The organism is Rhodococcus sp. GA1, assembly GCF_024321955.1.
Lineage (GTDB): Bacteria > Actinomycetota > Actinomycetes > Mycobacteriales > Mycobacteriaceae > Rhodococcus > Rhodococcus pyridinivorans.
This window is the reverse complement of sequence record NZ_CP097186.1, coordinates 3077003-3093553: the sequence shown is the minus strand read 5'-3', so window position 1 is coordinate 3093553 and position 16551 is coordinate 3077003. Positions and strand designations below refer to the sequence as shown.

Here is a 16551-nt window from a genome sequence, read left to right as displayed (position 1 = left end):
TCGAGTGCCCAGAGCCCTAGGAGCAATCGTGTCAGCGACCGCACGGCGACGTGAAATCTTCCACCGAATCCTCGCCGACGGATATGTCGATGCGAAGACCCTCTCGGCCGATCTCGGCGTCGACGCGTCCACGATCCGTCGCGACCTCGATTCGCTCGCCCGTGAAGGGAAGGTCGAGCGCACGCACGGGGGCGCCCGAGCGGTCGAGGGCGCGGGCCTCGAGGTGCCGTACGCCCTCAAGAAGGACGTACGCCGTGAGGAGAAGGTGGCGATCGCGGCGGTAGCGGCCGCCATGGTGTCCGACGGCGACAGCGTGGTGCTCGACAGTGGATCCACAACCTACGAGGTAGCGGTCGCACTGCGACACAAGGCGTCACTGACGGTCCTCACCAATGACCTGCGTATCGCGAAATACGTTGCGGCATTTCCCGATGTCCGGCTTCTCGTGTCCGGAGGCGAGCTCCTCGGCTCGGTCTACACCCTGGTCGGCGACCATGCCGTGCAGTTCCTCTCGGACTACTCGGCCGACTGGGCGTTCCTCGGTGCCGACGCCGTGCACCCCACTGCCGGCATCACCAACACCAACACGCTGGAGATCCCGATCAAGCGGGCGATGATCCGGTCGGCCGAGAAGACGATCGTCGTGGCGGATCGTTCGAAGTTCGGAGAGCGCGCGCTCGCCCGGGTCGCGAGCCTCGACGAGGTCTCGTGCATCGTCACCGACGGCGGCCTCGACGAGGAGAAGCGGGCAGCCTACGGCGACCGACTCGTGATCGCTTCGAACTCTTGACATACAATCATTCGGTTGTACATTTGGGATGTGAGCGGAGACGACGAGGACCGGGCCGATGCCCTGTTCCACGCGCTCTCCGACCGGACCCGACGAGACATCATGCGACGCGTCCTGGCCGGGGAGCACTCGGTGTCCGCTCTCGCAGTGAACTACGACATGTCCTTCGCCGCAGTACAGAAACACGTCGCCGTGCTGGAGAAGGCCGGTCTGCTCGTGAAGCGACGCAGCGGTCGCGAGCAGTTGGCCAGTGGTGACGTGGCGGCAGTGCGGTCGGTGGCGTCCATGCTCACCGAGATGGAGCAGCTCTGGCGCGGTCGCATCGCGCGCATCGACGAACTCATCGCATCCGAATCCTCCGAGGAAGGCTGAGAAATGCCTGTAACCGACGTCCGGCACGACTCCGACCAGCCGACCCTGACCATCACCGCGGAGTTCGCCGCCCCGGTGTCCCGCATCTGGCAGGTCTACGCCGATCCCCGTCAGCTGGAGAAGATCTGGGGACCCCCGACCTTCCCCGCGACGGTGGTCGACCACAATCTGAAGCCCGGCACCCGTACCACCTACTTCATGACCGGCCCCGATGGTGAGAAGTACGCCGGCTACTGGGATATCACGACCGTCGACGAACCGACGGGCTTCTCGTTCCTGGACGGCTTCGCGGAGCCGGACTTCACCCCGAAGCCGGAACCACCCGTCTCACGGTGCGTCTACAGTTTCGAGGAGTTCGAGGGCGGCACGCGCGCAACCTATGTCAGCACCTACGAGAGCGCCGAAGCGCTCCAGCAGGTTCTGGACATGGGCGTGGTCGAGGGCGCCTCGTCCGCCATCAACCAGATCGACGCATTGGTAGCGGAGCAGTAGCACCGAGCCGAACCCCGGTCCGTGCGGAGAAGAAGTACACCTCGTCGGGTTTCGGGATCACGTGGATCTCGGAACCCGACGAGACGGGCACATGCCGATCCCACCGGACGACGATCCTGTCGGCATCTCCGTCCACGGTGTCCTTCGGCACCGCGTACACGAACGACTCGGCACCGAGTTCCTCGACCAGGACCGTCCGTAGCGACCAGGAGTCGGATCGCCACGCCCCCACGGTCGTCCACGATTCCGGACGGACCCCGATCACCACGCGATCGGAATCCACCGAACGCGGAACGCGGATTCGCAGCGCTCCGAGTTCGGCGTACCCGTCGTGTACAGCTGCCTCGACGAGGTTCATCCCCGGCGACCCCACGAACCCGGCGACGAAGGTGTTCACCGGCTCGTCGTACAACTTCCGAGGCGACGCGACCTGCTGAAGGCGGCCGTTCTCCAGGACGGCGACACGATCTCCCATCGTCATCGCCTCGACCTGGTCGTGGGTCACGTACACGGTGGTGGTGCCGAGCGACCGCTGCAACTCGGCGATCTGCGCGCGGGTGCTGACCCGCAGTTTCGCATCGAGATTCGAAAGCGGCTCGTCCATGCAGAACACTGCCGGGTGACGGACGATCGCGCGCCCCATCGCGACACGCTGACGCTGACCACCCGACAGCTTTCCGGGCTTGCGGTCCAGCAGTGATTCCAGTTCGAGCATCCGGGCGGCTTCGAGCACTCGGGCCGTGCGCTCGTCCTTCTTCATCCCCGCGTTCTGCAGAGCGAAGGCCATGTTCTCCGCCACGGTCATGTTCGGGTAGAGCGCATAGTTCTGGAAAACCATCGCGACGTCACGGGCCTTCGGTGGCAGTCCTGTGACGTCACGACCACCGATCTCCACGCGCCCGGAGTCGACCGCCTCGAGACCGGCGAGCATGCGCAGGCTCGTCGACTTGCCGCATCCCGAGGGCCCGACGAGGACGAGGAATTCCCCGTCCTCGATGTCGAGGTCCAGTCGGTCCACGGCAGGACGATCGGCACCGGGATACCGATGGGTGACGTTGCGGAAGGCGATGGCAGCCAATGGTGTTCCTTCTACTTCAGGTTGGGGGTGATCTGCCTGTCGACGACCGCCTGCAGCTGCTGCTGCACGTCGGCGAAGGTCGTTGCGACGTCGGCGTTCTGCAGTGCGATCCGTTCCAGGCCGGTCCCGATGATCTGATCGCCACCGGGGACGAACACCCGGGCGTAGTCCTGGGAGCGCGTGACGGCCAGCTGGTCGACCGCGGTCCGTGCGTTGGGGTTGTCCTCGAGGTACTCCTTCATGGCGGGGTTGTCCACCGCGGACTTCCGGACCGGCATGTAACCGATGTTCTGTGAGAAGTACGCGGTGTTGTCGCCGTTGGTGACGAACTCGACGAACTTCAGGGCATTGCGCTTGCGTTCGTCGGAGATACCGGACGGAATCGCCAGACCCGCACCACCGGTGGGGCATCCCGCGACGCCTTCGGGAGCCGGCAGGAAGGCCGTCCCGAATTCGAAGGACGCGTTCTGCGTGATACCCGACAGGTCTCCCGTGGACGCGATCGTGGAGGCGATGAGACCGGCGGAGAAGTCGTTCGCGATATCGGTCGTCACCGCGGCGTACTTCTTGTCGTGGATCATGCGCTTCAGGAATTCACCTGCCGCAATTGTCTTCTCGTCGGTGAACTTCAGGTCCCATCCGTCGGAATAGGCACCACCGAAGGTCCAGATCGGGCCCTCGAAGGTCCATCCGAGGTAATCCTTGGCGTTGCCCCAGCCGTGCGCGAGCCTGCCGTCGCCGACCACCCCCTGGATGCGGGGACCCCACTCGTCGAACTCCTCCCAGGTGTCGGGTCCGCGATCGGGAAGTCCGGCCTGCTGCCACACCTGCTTGTTGTAGTAGAACAGCGGAGTCGACCGCGCGTACGGAAGAGCGAAGTGACTCCCCTCGTAGAGATAGTCCGCGAGCAGGGAATCGACGTAGTCGCCGGTGTCCACTCCCACCTCGCGGAACAGATCGTCGAGCGGGGTGATCGCACCGGTGATCGCATAGTTGAACCACCACACGTCCGACAGCACGACCACGTCGGGCAGGTCGCCGCCGGAGAGCGCGGCGTTGAACTTCTGTGAGACCTCCTCGTAGTTCTTGCCACCGTCGATGAGATCGACCGTGATGCCCGGGTTCGCGTCCTGGAACCGCCGGATCAGCTCCTTCTCCACGTCCTGGGATTTGCCGGGGTGGTTGGACCAGAAGCTGATCCGCGATGCATCGCCGGATACCGATCCCGTTCCCGAAGTCTGGGACGAGCCACCGCCCGTCCCTGCACATGCGGTCAGCGCAGCGCTCGCAGCCACGAGACCGGTCAGCCCGAGGAAACGACGCCTGTCGATGTTCCTGATGTCCATTCCCAGCTCCCTGAGGATTCAGCCCTTGACCGCACCGGAGGTGAGGCCCTTGATCATGTGCTTTTGCAGCACAAGGAAAATCACGAGAATCGGCAGCATCGCGAGCACGGTGCCGGCCATGACCGGACCCCAGTTCGTGACACCGTCGTTGTTCTGGAGTTGTGTCAGCCCGATCGGTAACGGCGCAACGGATGCGTCGTCGGCCATCAGGAACGGCCATAGATACTCGTTCCACTCGTTCACGACGGTGATGAGCGCGAACGCGACCATGGTCGGGCCGGATACGGGGAGGACCACGCGCCACAGCAGCCGGAACGGGCCCGCTCCGTCCATCCGTGCGGCTTCGATGATCTCGGCCGGAATGGACAGGAAATGGTTGCGCATGAGGAACGTTCCGAAAGCCACGCCTGCCAACGGCACGATGATGCCCTGGAAGGTGTTGCGCCAACCCCAGTCCGCGACGAGCGCATAATTGGAGATGACGGTGATCTGGTTCGGCACCATCAGCGCGGCGATGATGCCGAGGAAGACGATGTTCTTGCCGGGGAACCGCAGGAACACGAGACCGAACGCACTGAACACTCCGAGGACGAACTTCACCGTCGCCAGTATCGTCGTGATGACGATCGAGTTGCGCAGGAACAACCCGAACGGCACAGATTCGGTTGCCTCCGTGTAGTTCTGCGGATGAAAGACGCTCGGCCACCAGGTCACCGGCAGCGTGTAGATGTCGGGCCGCTCCTTGAACGATGTCACGACAATCCAGTACAAGGGCAGAGCCACCACCAGCAGCACGAGCACCATGGCGACATAGGCCAAAGCCGTGACGGCGCGCTCTCGTCTTCGGTGCGAACGCGTTTCATCCGCGGGTGCGACCAGGTGCACGACAGACTTCTCCGCGACAGCGGTCACGAGTGACCTCCTCGGTCCATGATGCGCACCTGATAAACGGTCACCGCGAGCAGTACCAGGAACATGATGGTGGCAACGGTGGCGCCGTAGCCGGCACGGAAGTTGCGGAACGACTCGTCGTAGATCTGGTAGACCATCGTGGTCGTGCCGGTCCCCAACGGACCCCCACGAGTCATGACGTTGATGATGTCGAAGACCTGGAACGAATTGAGCAGCACGGTGATCGACAGGAAGTAGGTGGTGGGCCGCAATTGCGGAAGGACGACGCGCCGGAAGCTCGTTCCTCGGGAGGCACCGTCGATGGCGGCGGCTTCGCTCAACTCGGGCCGGAGTCCCTGCAGTGCAGCGAGATAGATGACGAATGTGTAGCCGAGATTCTTCCACATGTACGTCAGGGTCACCATCACCAACGCCCAGTTGGAGTCCTGGTAGAAGTCCGGCGTCGGAATTCCCACCCGGGTCAGGACGTCCTGCACCAGACCGAAGTTCGGATCGAAGACGAACTGGAAGGCGATTCCGACGGCCGCACCGGAGATGACGAACGGTGCGAACAGCGCCGACCGCACGAGATTGCGTCCATGGAGCCTACGGTCCAGAAGCAGTGCGAGCCCGAGTCCCAGTGCCATCGAACCGGCAACGGTCGCCACGGTGAACACGATGGTGTTGCCGACGATTTCCCAACTGTCGGGACGCGTGAACCATTCTCGGTAGTTGGCGAGTCCGACGAAGGTCGAGTTCGGGCTCGCGATGTTCCACTCGAAGAAGGAGAGCCGGATGTTGTCGGCGAGAGGCCGGTAGGTGAACAGGATCAACAGCGCGAGATTGGGCCCGACCAATGCCGCGAAGAGCGCGTAATCGCGCCACGGGCGGTGGCGGAGGCCGCGTTCGTGTTGCGGCAGGGTTCGTTCCGGACTCGGTGACACCGGAGCAGTGTGTGCCGACAGAACGAACCATGGGTTACGAAAGGGCGACGCCCCCTGCTATTCCGGACGAACGTTACGAACCGGAAGCAGGGGGCGTCGGAGATGTGCGTCGGTGTCAGAGATTCCAGTCGCCGAGACCGTCCCAGCCGTTGAGGGTTCCACCGGCCGTGTTCTGCACGATCACGGGATCGCCCTTCTTGGCGTTCTCGTAGAACCACTTGCCGTCCTCGGTGCTCACGTTGAGGCAGCCGTGGCTGACGTTGGTGTTGCCCTGAGCGCCGACCGACCACGGTGCGGCGTGGAGGAAGATTCCGCTGTTGGACATCCGCGTCGCGTACTCGACGTAGGTGCGATATCCCTCGGGGCTGTCGACGGGCACCCCGTAGGTCGACGAGTCCATGTACATGTCGCGGTACTTCTCACCGACGATGTACGTGCCGTTCGGGGTGTCGTGGCCGGGCTTGCCGAAGGACGTCGGCATGGTGCGGACGACCTCGCCGTTGCGGGTGACGGTGATGGTCTTGGTGTTGTTGTCGGCGACCGTCACCAGAGCGTCACCGATGGTGAACGACGACTGAGTGTCGCCGGCCTTCACGGTCACCGCGGTGTTCGCGGGCCAGAACTCGAACGGCTTCCAGCGGACCTGCGTGTTCGACGCCCAGTAGAAGTGCCCGTCGACGGGCGGCTGCGTGGTGATGCGGATGGCGCGTTCGGCGGCTGCACGATCTCCGACGGCCTCGTTGAAGCGGATGATGATCGGCTGCGCGACACCCACCGTCTCCCCGTTCGACGGGTTGACGGACGGAGCGGAGAACGGGGCGGCCGGCTCGGGAGCGAGCTGGGGCGGAAGCTGCGGCGGCGTCACCCCGGGCGGCGTGAGCCCTTCGATCAGCTCTTGGACACTCGGCACCTCGGGCCCACCGGGCCACAGCGGTGCCGCGCTCGCAGGACCGGCGGTGGCCAGTGCCACGGCGGCTGCGCCCACGAGTGCAGCACCGATCCGCGCAGATCGGCGGCCCGTGCGGCGACCGTTCGACAAAGCTCGCTTTTCGAACATTCCACAACCCATCGTTCAGCGGTGCGCCGCGCCTTACTTCCCCTGCGCGGCGTGCTCGTACCCGTTCATTAGACACAGGACGGTTACGGACGGGCAATTCGAATGCGGACGGTCTCGGCGTTTTCCCAGTTCAGCGGACCGAGTGGTCTATTACGAATGCGGACGGCTACGGCGCGGGTGAACGGATATCACCCGCGCCGCAGACCCGCGGTCACACCGTTTCCGGGACGTCGAGGTGGGCGATGACGAGCTCGAACTCACCGGTATCGAGCACCCTGGCGCCTGCTGCCCGAGTCACCTCGGAGCGGATGTCGTCGACATGTGCTCTGGTGCGGTCCATCGCCTCGGCACTGTCGAACGTCAACGAGGTCACCCCGCGACCACCGGCACGGTCGAGCATCAGGCTGGCGCTGCAGAAACCCTCGAGTTCCTCCATCCGCGGCAGCGCGGCCATCTTCCACATGTCCACACCGCGATCCACCTGCGCGGGATCGATGTCGACCCAGGTGACACTGCAGCAGGACCCACGGGTCGAGTGGTGATCGCGGTGCATGACGGCGATCTCCCAGTTGGCCACGTCCGTGGTGGCATGGAACATCCGGGCCGCCTCGTCCCGGAGCATGCGGGCCATGCCTTCGCTGGAGCGCAACACGTCCTCGTCCCGCCAGGAGCTGGTGGCGATGCATCGGCCCGAGCCGCGGTCGATCAGCAGGGACAGCCCCAGGCAACCGTTCATGTCCGCCAGGGCAGGCATCACGATGTCGCGTACGTGCTTGATCCCGGCGTCGATGTACGACGGATGCGCATGAATTGTGGTGGAGCGTGCAAACACGATCGGCACCCCTCTCCTCAGGGCGGCGCCGACGCGGCGTCGCCGGTCGTTTCGGCGCGACCCCCCACCCGAAACCACCCGTGTTCACACTGCTCCCCTACTCGGCCGTAGGCAATAGACGGACAGCGTGCGTCTGTCATCCTCGAAGGGTGGCGGCCTCGAACGGCATCGACCGCATCGGTCCCGGAGACCTGATCGAACTCGTCTCGGACGTGGGACGGGTACCCATGAATGTCGGTGCTGCGATCTTCTTCGCCGGTGAGAACCTGACGAACCCCACGACACTGATGACCGTGCTCGCCGAACGCCTCGTCCGGGTTCGACGCCTGCGGCAATGCCTGATCGAGCCGGCCTTCGGACTCGGGCGTCCCTACTGGCTCGACGACGCCCACTTCGACATCGATGCCCACTTCTCCCAGGTGCGGTGCCCCGGTCCCCGCGACAGGGACGCCGCACTGACGCTCGCCGCGGACGCCCTTACCCGGCCGCTGCCCCGATCGCAACCGTTGTGGCGCGCGCTGCTCGTCACCGACATCGCGGACCCGAACGGGCACACGGCGTTGGTGATGGTGCTGCACCACGTCCTGGCCGACGGGATCGGTGGTCTGTCGATCCTGGCGCATCTCGTCGACGGCATGGACAGCACACCGCCCATGCCCGAACAGCGCGCTTCAACGCAACCAACCAGACGAGAGTTGTTCTACGACAATGTAATCGGTCACTTGCGGGCGCTCCGCCGGGCACCGCGAGCCGTCGCACGTCTTCCTGCAGCATGGACAGAACTCGGGAGGGGCGCCGGCGGACGTGCCCCGCGGTGTTCGTTGAACGCGCCCATCGGGTCTCGTCTGGCGCTCAGGACCGTCGAGGTGGATCTGGACACGCTCCGTCGGGCGGGACGGCAGTGGGACGCAACGATCAACGATGTGCTGCTGGTCGCCGTCGGGGGCGCCCTCGCCACCATCCTGCACAAGCGCGGCGAGTTCCCGTCCGAGCTGATGATCTCGGTGCCGGTCTCCGCCCGCACCGCTGCCACGGGTGGGCAACTGGGCAATCGCGTCGGCGTCATGCCCGTCCGGGTACCGCTGGACGGGACCCCGGAGCACCGGTCGGTATCCGTCTCCCGCACGACCCGACTGCAGAAGGCGAACGTGCGGGGCCTGTCTGCCGAACTACTGGGTCCGGTCTTCCGCGCCCTTGCGGCCGTCGGGGCGTTCCGCCGGTTCGTGGACCGGCAGCGCCGGGTCAACTCGTTCCTGTCCGACCTGCCGGGACCGTCGTCGACGCTCACCGTTGCCGGAGTGCCTGTCGCGTCGATGGTGCCGATGATCGTCACCGCGGGCAACGTCGCGGTCGCTTTCGCGGCCCTGTCCTATGCCGGCACGCTGACCGTGGCGGTCGTCGTCGACCCCGATCTCGTCCCCGAACACCGTGACCTCACGGAGGCCCTGCGCGAACAGTTCCGCTCGATCGTCGCCTCCGCACAGTGACTGCCGGCCGCTCCGATGTGGCGGTCGGGAACCGAGGAGCGGAGTACCTTGCTGTGCATGTCGGAGGAGATCGCCGAGATCCGTACCCTCGCCGATGCCCGGAAGGTGTTGGCATCGCAACCGTTCAGCGCCCTGATCGGAGCCCGTCTGACCGAGTACGAGCGCGGCCGGGCAGTCCTGGAAATACCGCTCAGGGAGGAACTGCTCCAGCAGTTCGGCTTCGCGCACGGAGGTGTTCTGGCCTACGCGGCCGACAATGCGCTCACGTTCGCCGCAGGCACGGCCCTCGGGCCGTCGATCGTGACGACCGGCATGAGCCTCGACTACCTGCGGCCCGCCGGGGGCGCACTCCTACGCGCGGTCGCCACGATCGTCAGCACCAGTCGCAGGCAGGCACTGTGTCGTTGCGAGATCTACGCCGTCACCGAGGACGGGACGGAGAAGATGTGTGCGGCGGCGCAGGGCAGCGCTCGCCTGATCGATCTGAATCGTTGAGCGGGACAATCTGTTCCACCCTCCGTTCAGAGACCGAAGATCCTCGTCAGTCGCGCATCGGAGTCGTACAGGGCGTCGGTGTCGAAAGTGGATGCGGAGCTGAGCACCTCGTTCGCCCCGGTGGAGGCGAGCAGTTTCTCGAGCCCTTCGGCCACCTGGTCCTCGGTGCCGGCCAGCGAACCCTTCGCGGTCTCGTCGACGATGCGGCGGCGCCGCTCGGTCATCGGCTGCCGGCGGATCTCCTCGATCGGGGACAGCGGCGGGAACGCCCCCTCTTCGCGTGAGACGGCCATCGCCCAGGCCTCCGGAAGCTGCAGTTCCCGAGCCTCGGCTTCGGTATCGGCGATGAGGATGTCCAGGCCGACGACAACATAGGGCTCAGCGCCGGGTGTGGCCGGGCGGAAGTCGGCGCGATAACGGTCGAACGGTTCCGATCCCTGCCGCAGAAGCGGTCCGGCGACGACGACGGGCAGGCCCAGACGCGCCGCCAGCCGCATACCCTGCCCGGTGCCGAGGACGAAGATCGGAGGCGGCTCGGACAGTCGAGGACGCACCGTCACTTCGGCGGTGCCGTGCAGATAACCGCGCAGTTCCTCGATGTCGGTGGCGAAGTCGTCCGCGTCGGCCTTGTGGGTCCGCAGCGCATCGCGCACAGGCGCGGTGAATCCGAGGGAACGACCGACACCCAGATCGATCCGTCCGGGGTGCATCGCTTCGAGCATCGCGAACTGTTCGGCGACGACGATCGGTTGATGGTTGGGCAGCATGACGCCGCCGGATCCCACTCGGATCCGGCTCGTCCGCTCCGCGATCGTGCCGATGAGCAGCGGTGGAGCTCCCGACGCGATGCCTGGGACGGCGTGGTGCTCGGCCACCCAGAAGCGGTGGTAGCCGGCCGCCTCGGCGAGTTCGGCGCGACGCAGGGTCTGCTGCAATGCGGCAGCGTCCGGCTGCCCCTCCCGGGTCCGGGAGCGGTCCAGCAACGACAACGCCACCTGCACGGTCGTCTCAACACCGCGACCGTCCCGGATCTTCCCTGCAGGTCAGGGATCTTCGGGACCCCAAGCGCGTCCGGCTGCGATCCGGTCCCCGTGGAAGTGGAGTTGCCCGTGCTCCGAGGCCTTCTGCGCCGCGGCGACACCGTGTGCATCGGCGAGGTACAGCAGGAGATCGGCGATCGCGTCTCCGACCGCGACGACCTGGTCGCGGGCATCACCCGCTCGGATCGCCATCTCGGCGAGTACGCGCCCGGTGCCGATCGCCCCTGTCACCGCGGCCGGTCGTTGCGGGTGGCCGCCGTGCAGCGACGACACGGGACGACTCCGTGTTCACCCAGCTCCGCCAGGTACAGCGCGTCGCTCCACGGCACGTGCGGAAAGCGGTCGAGTCGGGCACGGGAGAGCGGCACCCCGCACAGGGTCTGATTGGTGCCGGGCGTCCATGCGTGGGTGTCGCCGGACGGGTAGCGGATCCCGTCGGTATCGATCCATCGTCCCGACGCAGCGACTGCCGGGTGGGAGTGCTGAGCCATGGGGCCGGGTTCCCGCCACCGGACGGGATTACTCGATCCGCGACGCTGCGAGCATCTCCTCGATCGAGACGAACTTCAGGCGCGAGCGTCCCGCCGCCGATCCGCGGGCCTTCTCCTGCTTGTCGATCTGCAGCCAGCCCCGGTAATCGATGTGCTCCGGACGCCGCTCGGCGACCAGCGCCGCCAGCTTCTCCCGATCGGCGACCGGCTCGGGCAGCTTGCCCTCGACGAAATCGTCGAGGATCTTCTCGACCGTTTCGGCAGAGCACTGCTTGTTGGTGCCGATCACGCCGCTGGGACCACGCTTGATCCAACCGGCGGTGTAGACACCGGGCACCGGTGCTCCGGCCTCGGCGTCGATCACCCGGCCGCCCTCGTTCGGGATGACCCCGCGCCGCTCGTCGAAGGGCAGACCGGCCGGCGCGGTGCCGCGGTAACCGATCGAACGCAGCACCAATCCCGCCTCGAGGATTTCGGTCTGTCCGGTCGGGCGGGCCTCGAGACGGCCGTCGACCTCGACCAGTTCGTTGCGCTCGAGGGTGATCGATTCGACAACACCGTCGCCGGAGATCTCCACCGGCGAGGCGAGATAGCGCAGCACGATCCGCTTGTTGCCCTCGGTGGGAGTGCGCTGCGCGAAGCCCTCGACCTGCCGCACCTTGAGCGTCAGGCGGGGTTCGACCTCCGGATCGTCGATCAGCGCGCGGCTGACCGGGTCGAGTTCGACCTCGACCGGGTCGACGACCACATCGACACCGGGCAGCGAGCCGAGCGCGAGCAGCTCCGGGTTGGTGTAGGCGGCCTGCGCCGGGCCGCGCCGGCCCACGACCACGACCTCGCGGATGTTCGACTTCCGCAGCGCCTCGAGCGCGTGCTCGGCGATGTCGGTGCGCGCGAGCTCGTCGGGGTCCATCACCAGGGCTCGCGCGACGTCCAGGGCGACGTTGCCGTTGCCGATGATCACCGCGCGTTCGGCCGACAGATCGAAGGTGTGGTCGGCGAAATCAGGGTGTCCGTTGTACCAGGCGACGAACTCGGTCGCGGCGCGGCTGCCCACGAGGTCCTCTCCCGGGATGCCCAGCGTGCGGTCGCCTGCGGCACCGACGGCGTAGATCACGGCGTGATGGTGCGCGAGCAGTTCCTCGTGGGTGATGTGGGTGCCGACCTCGACGTTGAAATAGCACTGGGTGTTCTTGTGGCCGATGGCGCTGCGGAAGAGGTCGCCGACTCCCTTGGTGCTCTGATGATCGGGGGCCACACCGGCACGCACGAGCCCGTAGGGGGTGGGCAGGCGGTCGAAGATGTCGACCTGCACCGCCGAGTGCGTCACCAGATCCATCGCGGCATAGCACGCCGCAGGACCCGAGCCGACGATCGCCACCCGCAGGGTGCCCAGCTCGGCGGGCAGCTTGCGGCGCGTGCGCAGCTCGGGCCAGTCCGGTCCGATCGGGTAGCGACGGTAGTACTCGGCGTTGATCTCGAGATACGGCTCCTGCGCCGGCGTGAGTTCGTTGTCGGCGGCGATCGCATCCACCGGGCACTCGTCGACACAGGCCCCGCAGTCGATGCACGTGTCGGGATCGATGTAGAGCATCTCCGTGGTCGCGAAGGGTGCTTCGTCGGGTGTCGGGTGGATGCAGTTGACCGGGCAGACCTCGACACACGAGGCGTCGTTGCAGCACGCCTGGGTGATTACATAAGCCACAGTTGTACCTGCCTACAGTGCCGATTCCGGACAACGAACGAGCCTCAGACTAGTACACGTTCCAGTTTCGGTCGAGAACCACGTTCTCAAAAACATATCATCGAATTTCCGGCTGTCGAGGTGCCTCAGATGTCCGTTTCGGCGCTCGACTCGATGCGGAAACCGATCTTGAGAGTGACCTGCGTGTGGGCCACCCGGCCGTCGTCGATGTGGCCCCGGATGTTGACCGTCTCGAACCACTCGAGATGCCGCGTGGTCTCCGCTGCTCGCGCCACCGCTTTCGCGATCGCGTCGTCGACTCCCGTCGTCGACGATCCGACGACCTCGATCACCCGGTAGACATGACTCATGGCTGAACTCCTCGAATCGACGATGCTCCGATTCGGATCGTCCCGCCCTCGAGGGACCCCCGTCCCCGGAACCACGAAAATGACAGAAAGATTCAGGCACGACGCGCGAGCGACCGGGCGAGTTCGCCCAGCCGCGCCAGACGCAGGTCCCCGAGCGGGATCGCGCCGGCACCGAGCCGGTTGGTGACGAAGGCGAGCGACAGACCGGTGTCGAGATCGGCGTACGCCCCCGAGCCACCCACTCCGTAGTGCCCGAGCGCACCGCGCGGACGCTGGATGCTCGCGAAGATGGGCTGGTGGTAGCCGAGCCGCCACGCCATCGGCACACCGAGCACGTAGTCCCGGCTGCGCACCCGCACGCGCGACATCTCGTCGATCGTGGTGGCGTCGAGGAACTTCACGCCGTCGATCGTCCCGCCGGCGGCTATCGCCCCGTACATACGCGCGAGCGAGCGGGCGGTGAACACACCGTTCCAGCCCGGCATCACCGAGTCGTGCACGGCCGGGTCGCCGACGAGCCTGTCGAAGCCGTCGGGCATCGCGGCCTCGGCGAGACCGCGGGTCGGTTCGAGTCGCGACAGGACCGCGGCGCTCGCACCCCAGTGCAGGCCGACCGGGGCGAGCCGCGGGAAGAGCTTCGCGATACGGCCCCGTTCGTCGTGAGGCACGCGGTACCAGAAATCGGGATCGCCGAGGGGCCGGGCGATCTCCTGCTCCACGACCTCCACGAAGGGCAGACCGGTCACCCGCTGCACGAGTTCGGCGACGAGCCATCCGTAGGTGACGGCGTGGTAGCCCGAGCCGCGTCGCCGCCGTCGATCCGGTGCCGCCTGCTCGAGTGCCGCGACGGTCGTCTCGTAGTCGAGGATCCCGCGCGTCCCCGGAACCAGACCGCGCACCCGGTGCAGGCCGGATCGGTGGGTCATGACGTCCGCGACGGTGATGTCATCTTTGCCGTTCGCGGCGAACTCCGGCCAGTACTGTGCAACGGGCGCGAAGTAGTCGATCACTCCGCGCTCGGCCAGACGGTGCACGACGGTCGACGCCACGCCCTTGCCGGTCGAGAACGACAACGCCATGGTGTCGCGGCTCCACCGCTTGTCGGGGGCCGACCAGCCGGACCAGATGTCGAGGACCTTCTCACCGTGGAGATAGGCGGTGAGTGCGCCGCCGCCGTCCCGGGGCCGCTTGTACAGCGAGAAGAACGCGTCGGCCAGCCGCAGGAATCGCGCATCGACGACCATCTCGGTCGGCGCCGCCGGGCCCGGCCGGGCGTCGATCCGCCCCGGGACGTGCACCGGTGCGAACGACGCTGTCGCCCCGGCAGGTTCGAAGACTGCTCCGGTCGTCATCGCGACACCTCCATCGGCATGTGCGACAGGCTACGACGACACGGAACGTAAAGGAAGGGTTTACGTACAGTCTGTCTGTCGAGGATCCCGGCGAGACGCGCCGAATCTACGGCAGGGGCGACGGCGGCGTCTGCGCGCCAGGAGTGAAGTACCGGAAGTCGCCCAGCACGACACACCCGCGTGCGGCCTCGAGTTCGAACGCGGCCGCCGCCGTGCCCTCGCACAACACCGGATCGTCGGCGTCGCCCACATAGGCCTGCGACTGCGGACCCGCGGCGACGACCGCCGTGCCCGGACTTTCGAGCACACCGAGCGCCAGGGCCTCCTCCCCCACGCCGATCGCGAACAGCCGTCCCGACGTGCTTTCCCCGGCGCCGACACCGCCGTCGAATCCGGCGGCCACCACCTGTGCGGCACTGCGGGCATCGGCGAATCCCACGCCCCGCTCGGCATAGCTCCACGCCTCGGCGGTGCCGTCGGTGGACGCACCACACGCTTCGCCCCCGTCGATCTGCACGATCTCGGCCGGGGCACCCGGCGGTGCCGTGCACGTCGTGGCCGCGGACGCGGTCTGAGGAATGAGGAAACCGACCCCGATGGCGGCAGCGAATACTGCCCCGACGCCGAGAACCCGACCGGACGCCCACGAGCGAATCACGACATCGACCCTTCCGAACCTCGAGTGACTGTTCTCTCGGACAGTTTATGGACTCGCACCTCGGGAGGACTCATACTCGAGGTCACGACAGGGACGCGATTCCCCGAACGTTCCGGTTCACGTGTCCTTTGTCCGGTCGGTGTCGCGGGATGGTTGGACGCGCTTCGGCTCCCCCGGCATCTTCGGGTGATTCGGCGGATACGGCAGGTCGCCGATACCGTTCGCCTCGTCCCGTTCGGCCATCTCGAGCAGAACGTCCAGCGAGTGCGCATGCGCATCGAGATCCGCCATCGGATCGCCGCGCTTCGCCAGCAGATCCGGCACCGTGGCGATCGTGAAGTCGTCAGGTTCGGCGTCGACCAGCTCGTCCCAGGTCAGCGGAGTCGAGACGGTCGCGATCGGGGTGCGACGGACCGAGTAGGCCGAGGCGATCGTCTTGTCGCGCGCGTTCTGGTTGTAGTCGAGGAAGAGCCGCTCTCCGCGCTCCTCCTTCCACCACGCCGTCGTCGCCCGCCCGTCGCTGCGCCGCTCGATCTCACGCATGAGCGCGATCCCCGCACGACGGACTCCGACGAAATCCCATTCGGGCACGATCCGCAGATAGATGTGGAGTCCCCGCCCACCGGACGTCTTGGGATATCCGGCGAGTCCCAGTTCGTCGAGAAGCGGGCGCACGACCTCCAGCGCCACGGCCCGCGCGTCGCCGAAATCGGTTCCCGGTTGCGGGTCGAGGTCGATGCGCAATTCGTCGGGACGGTCGGTGTCGCCGCAGCGCACCGGCCACGGATGGAAGGTCACGCACCCGAGATTGGCCGCCCACACCACGTCGGCAGCCGAACACACACGCAGCGCATCGGCGGTACGCCCCGACGGGAACGTGATCTCGCAGGTCGCCACGTGGTCGGGTCGCTTGACCGGTGCCCGCTTCTGATAGATCTCCTCCCCCTCGATGCCGTCGGGAAAGCGCTGCAGATGCGTCGGCCGATCGCGCAGAGCCGTCAGGATCGGTGCGTCGAACTCGGTGGCGACCCTGCGGTAGTACTCCACGAGGTGCCGCTTCGTGCCACCCGCGGCGCCGAGCTGCGGGAAGTAGATCTTGTCGGGGTTCGACAACCGCACGGGCGAGCCGTCGACGTCCAACTCCTCCGCGGGCGAACGCTTCGTGGCCATG

General features: G+C 66.5%; 19 protein-coding genes. 5 read left to right on the top strand and 14 right to left on the bottom strand.

From position 1 onward, the window contains the following. The first annotated feature begins 28 nt into the window (after positions 1-28). From M3330_RS14705 to M3330_RS14695, 3 genes are read left to right on the top strand one after another with little or no spacing between them, the layout of a single operon-like run. Complete coding sequence (locus tag M3330_RS14705) at positions 29-790, top strand: DeoR/GlpR family DNA-binding transcription regulator (RefSeq protein WP_064060819.1); 762 nt, start codon at positions 29-31, stop codon at positions 788-790. Positions 791-820: 30 nt separating this feature from the next. Continuing rightward, a complete protein-coding gene (locus M3330_RS14700; protein ID WP_255025195.1) occupies positions 821-1162 on the top strand; it encodes a helix-turn-helix transcriptional regulator in 342 nt (113 codons plus the stop codon). Between the two features lie 3 nt (positions 1163-1165). After that, positions 1166-1654: an SRPBCC domain-containing protein gene (locus tag M3330_RS14695; RefSeq protein ID WP_255025194.1), complete on the top strand. Its 489-nt coding sequence runs from the start codon at positions 1166-1168 to the stop codon at positions 1652-1654. On the opposite strand, the gene M3330_RS14690 is transcribed toward M3330_RS14695, so the two are convergent. From M3330_RS14690 to M3330_RS14665, 6 genes are all read right to left on the bottom strand, one after another. Then, positions 1620-2732 carry an ABC transporter ATP-binding protein gene (locus M3330_RS14690; protein WP_006553670.1) on the bottom strand — a complete coding sequence of 371 codons (1113 nt, stop codon included), beginning with the start codon at positions 2730-2732 and terminating at the stop codon, positions 1620-1622. The genes M3330_RS14695 and M3330_RS14690 overlap by 35 nt on opposite strands. 11 nt (positions 2733-2743) lie before the next feature. Further along, complete coding sequence (locus M3330_RS14685; protein ID WP_039585301.1) at positions 2744-4072, bottom strand: ABC transporter substrate-binding protein; 1329 nt, start codon at positions 4070-4072, stop codon at positions 2744-2746. Between the two features lie 24 nt (positions 4073-4096). Continuing rightward, complete coding sequence (locus tag M3330_RS14680; protein ID WP_228045187.1) at positions 4097-4963, bottom strand: carbohydrate ABC transporter permease; 867 nt, start codon at positions 4961-4963, stop codon at positions 4097-4099. A gap of 23 nt (positions 4964-4986) precedes the next feature. Next, positions 4987-5913 (bottom strand): carbohydrate ABC transporter permease, encoded by a 927-nt coding sequence (locus tag M3330_RS14675; protein ID WP_052040160.1) that lies wholly within the window; start codon positions 5911-5913, stop codon positions 4987-4989. A 115-nt stretch (positions 5914-6028) separates the two neighbouring features. Next, entirely contained in the window at positions 6029-6970 is a 942-nt protein-coding gene (locus tag M3330_RS14670) for an Ig-like domain-containing protein (protein WP_006553674.1), read from the bottom strand. A 211-nt stretch (positions 6971-7181) separates the two neighbouring features. After that, positions 7182-7811 carry a hypothetical protein gene (locus M3330_RS14665; RefSeq protein WP_019290804.1) on the bottom strand — a complete coding sequence of 210 codons (630 nt, stop codon included), beginning with the start codon at positions 7809-7811 and terminating at the stop codon, positions 7182-7184. Positions 7812-7951: 140 nt separating this feature from the next. On the opposite strand from M3330_RS14665, the gene M3330_RS14660 reads away from it, so the two are divergent. After that, positions 7952-9289, top strand: coding sequence for a wax ester/triacylglycerol synthase domain-containing protein (locus tag M3330_RS14660; protein ID WP_255025193.1), 1338 nt, complete (start codon positions 7952-7954; stop codon positions 9287-9289). Positions 9290-9346: 57 nt separating this feature from the next. Then, positions 9347-9784, top strand: coding sequence for a PaaI family thioesterase (locus M3330_RS14655; RefSeq protein ID WP_200358775.1), 438 nt, complete (start codon positions 9347-9349; stop codon positions 9782-9784). Positions 9785-9810: 26 nt separating this feature from the next. Here M3330_RS14655 and M3330_RS14650 read toward each other — a convergent pair whose 3' ends face one another. The 8 genes from M3330_RS14650 to M3330_RS14615 all read right to left on the bottom strand — a co-directional run bounded on the left by M3330_RS14650 (position 9811) and on the right by M3330_RS14615 (position 16550). Continuing rightward, positions 9811-10779, bottom strand: a complete 969-nt coding sequence (locus tag M3330_RS14650; protein WP_255025191.1) for an LLM class flavin-dependent oxidoreductase — start codon at positions 10777-10779, stop codon at positions 9811-9813. Between the two features lie 48 nt (positions 10780-10827). Continuing rightward, positions 10828-11055: a hypothetical protein gene (locus M3330_RS14645; protein WP_006553679.1), complete on the bottom strand. Its 228-nt coding sequence runs from the start codon at positions 11053-11055 to the stop codon at positions 10828-10830. Next, positions 11052-11315, bottom strand: a complete 264-nt coding sequence (locus M3330_RS14640; protein WP_006553680.1) for a hypothetical protein — start codon at positions 11313-11315, stop codon at positions 11052-11054. The genes M3330_RS14645 and M3330_RS14640 overlap by 4 nt, the downstream gene beginning before the upstream one ends. A 28-nt stretch (positions 11316-11343) precedes the next feature. Further along, positions 11344-13020 (bottom strand): FAD-dependent oxidoreductase, encoded by a 1677-nt coding sequence (locus tag M3330_RS14635; protein WP_071935822.1) that lies wholly within the window; start codon positions 13018-13020, stop codon positions 11344-11346. A 125-nt stretch (positions 13021-13145) separates the two neighbouring features. Continuing rightward, positions 13146-13370, bottom strand: a complete 225-nt coding sequence (locus tag M3330_RS14630) for a dodecin (RefSeq protein ID WP_006553682.1) — start codon at positions 13368-13370, stop codon at positions 13146-13148. A 92-nt stretch (positions 13371-13462) separates the two neighbouring features. Next, the gene (locus M3330_RS14625) at positions 13463-14722 is read right to left on the bottom strand and encodes a serine hydrolase (protein ID WP_006553683.1); all 1260 of its coding nucleotides are present in this window, start codon (positions 14720-14722) and stop codon (positions 13463-13465) included. Positions 14723-14828: 106 nt separating this feature from the next. Further along, complete coding sequence (locus tag M3330_RS14620) at positions 14829-15380, bottom strand: DUF6764 family protein (RefSeq protein WP_006553684.1); 552 nt, start codon at positions 15378-15380, stop codon at positions 14829-14831. Between the two features lie 117 nt (positions 15381-15497). Then, on the bottom strand, positions 15498-16550 hold the full coding sequence (locus tag M3330_RS14615) for a DNA polymerase domain-containing protein (RefSeq protein WP_255025190.1): 1053 nt from the start codon (positions 16548-16550) through the stop codon (positions 15498-15500). Position 16551 lies beyond the last annotated feature (1 nt).

Excerpts from the sequence above, each read along its gene's own strand:
- M3330_RS14695 (WP_255025194.1), top strand. The coding sequence starts at position 1,166 with ATGCCTGTAACCGACGTCCGGCACGACTCCGACCAGCCGACCCTGACC.
- M3330_RS14640 (WP_006553680.1), bottom strand. The coding sequence starts at position 11,315 with ATGGCTCAGCACTCCCACCCGGCAGTCGCTGCGTCGGGACGATGGATC.
- M3330_RS14615 (WP_255025190.1), bottom strand. The coding sequence starts at position 16,550 with ATGGCCACGAAGCGTTCGCCCGCGGAGGAGTTGGACGTCGACGGCTCG.
- M3330_RS14625 (WP_006553683.1), bottom strand. The coding sequence starts at position 14,722 with ATGACGACCGGAGCAGTCTTCGAACCTGCCGGGGCGACAGCGTCGTTC.
- M3330_RS14630 (WP_006553682.1), bottom strand. The coding sequence starts at position 13,370 with ATGAGTCATGTCTACCGGGTGATCGAGGTCGTCGGATCGTCGACGACG.
- M3330_RS14670 (WP_006553674.1), bottom strand. The coding sequence starts at position 6,970 with ATGTTCGAAAAGCGAGCTTTGTCGAACGGTCGCCGCACGGGCCGCCGA.
- M3330_RS14655 (WP_200358775.1), top strand. The coding sequence starts at position 9,347 with ATGTCGGAGGAGATCGCCGAGATCCGTACCCTCGCCGATGCCCGGAAG.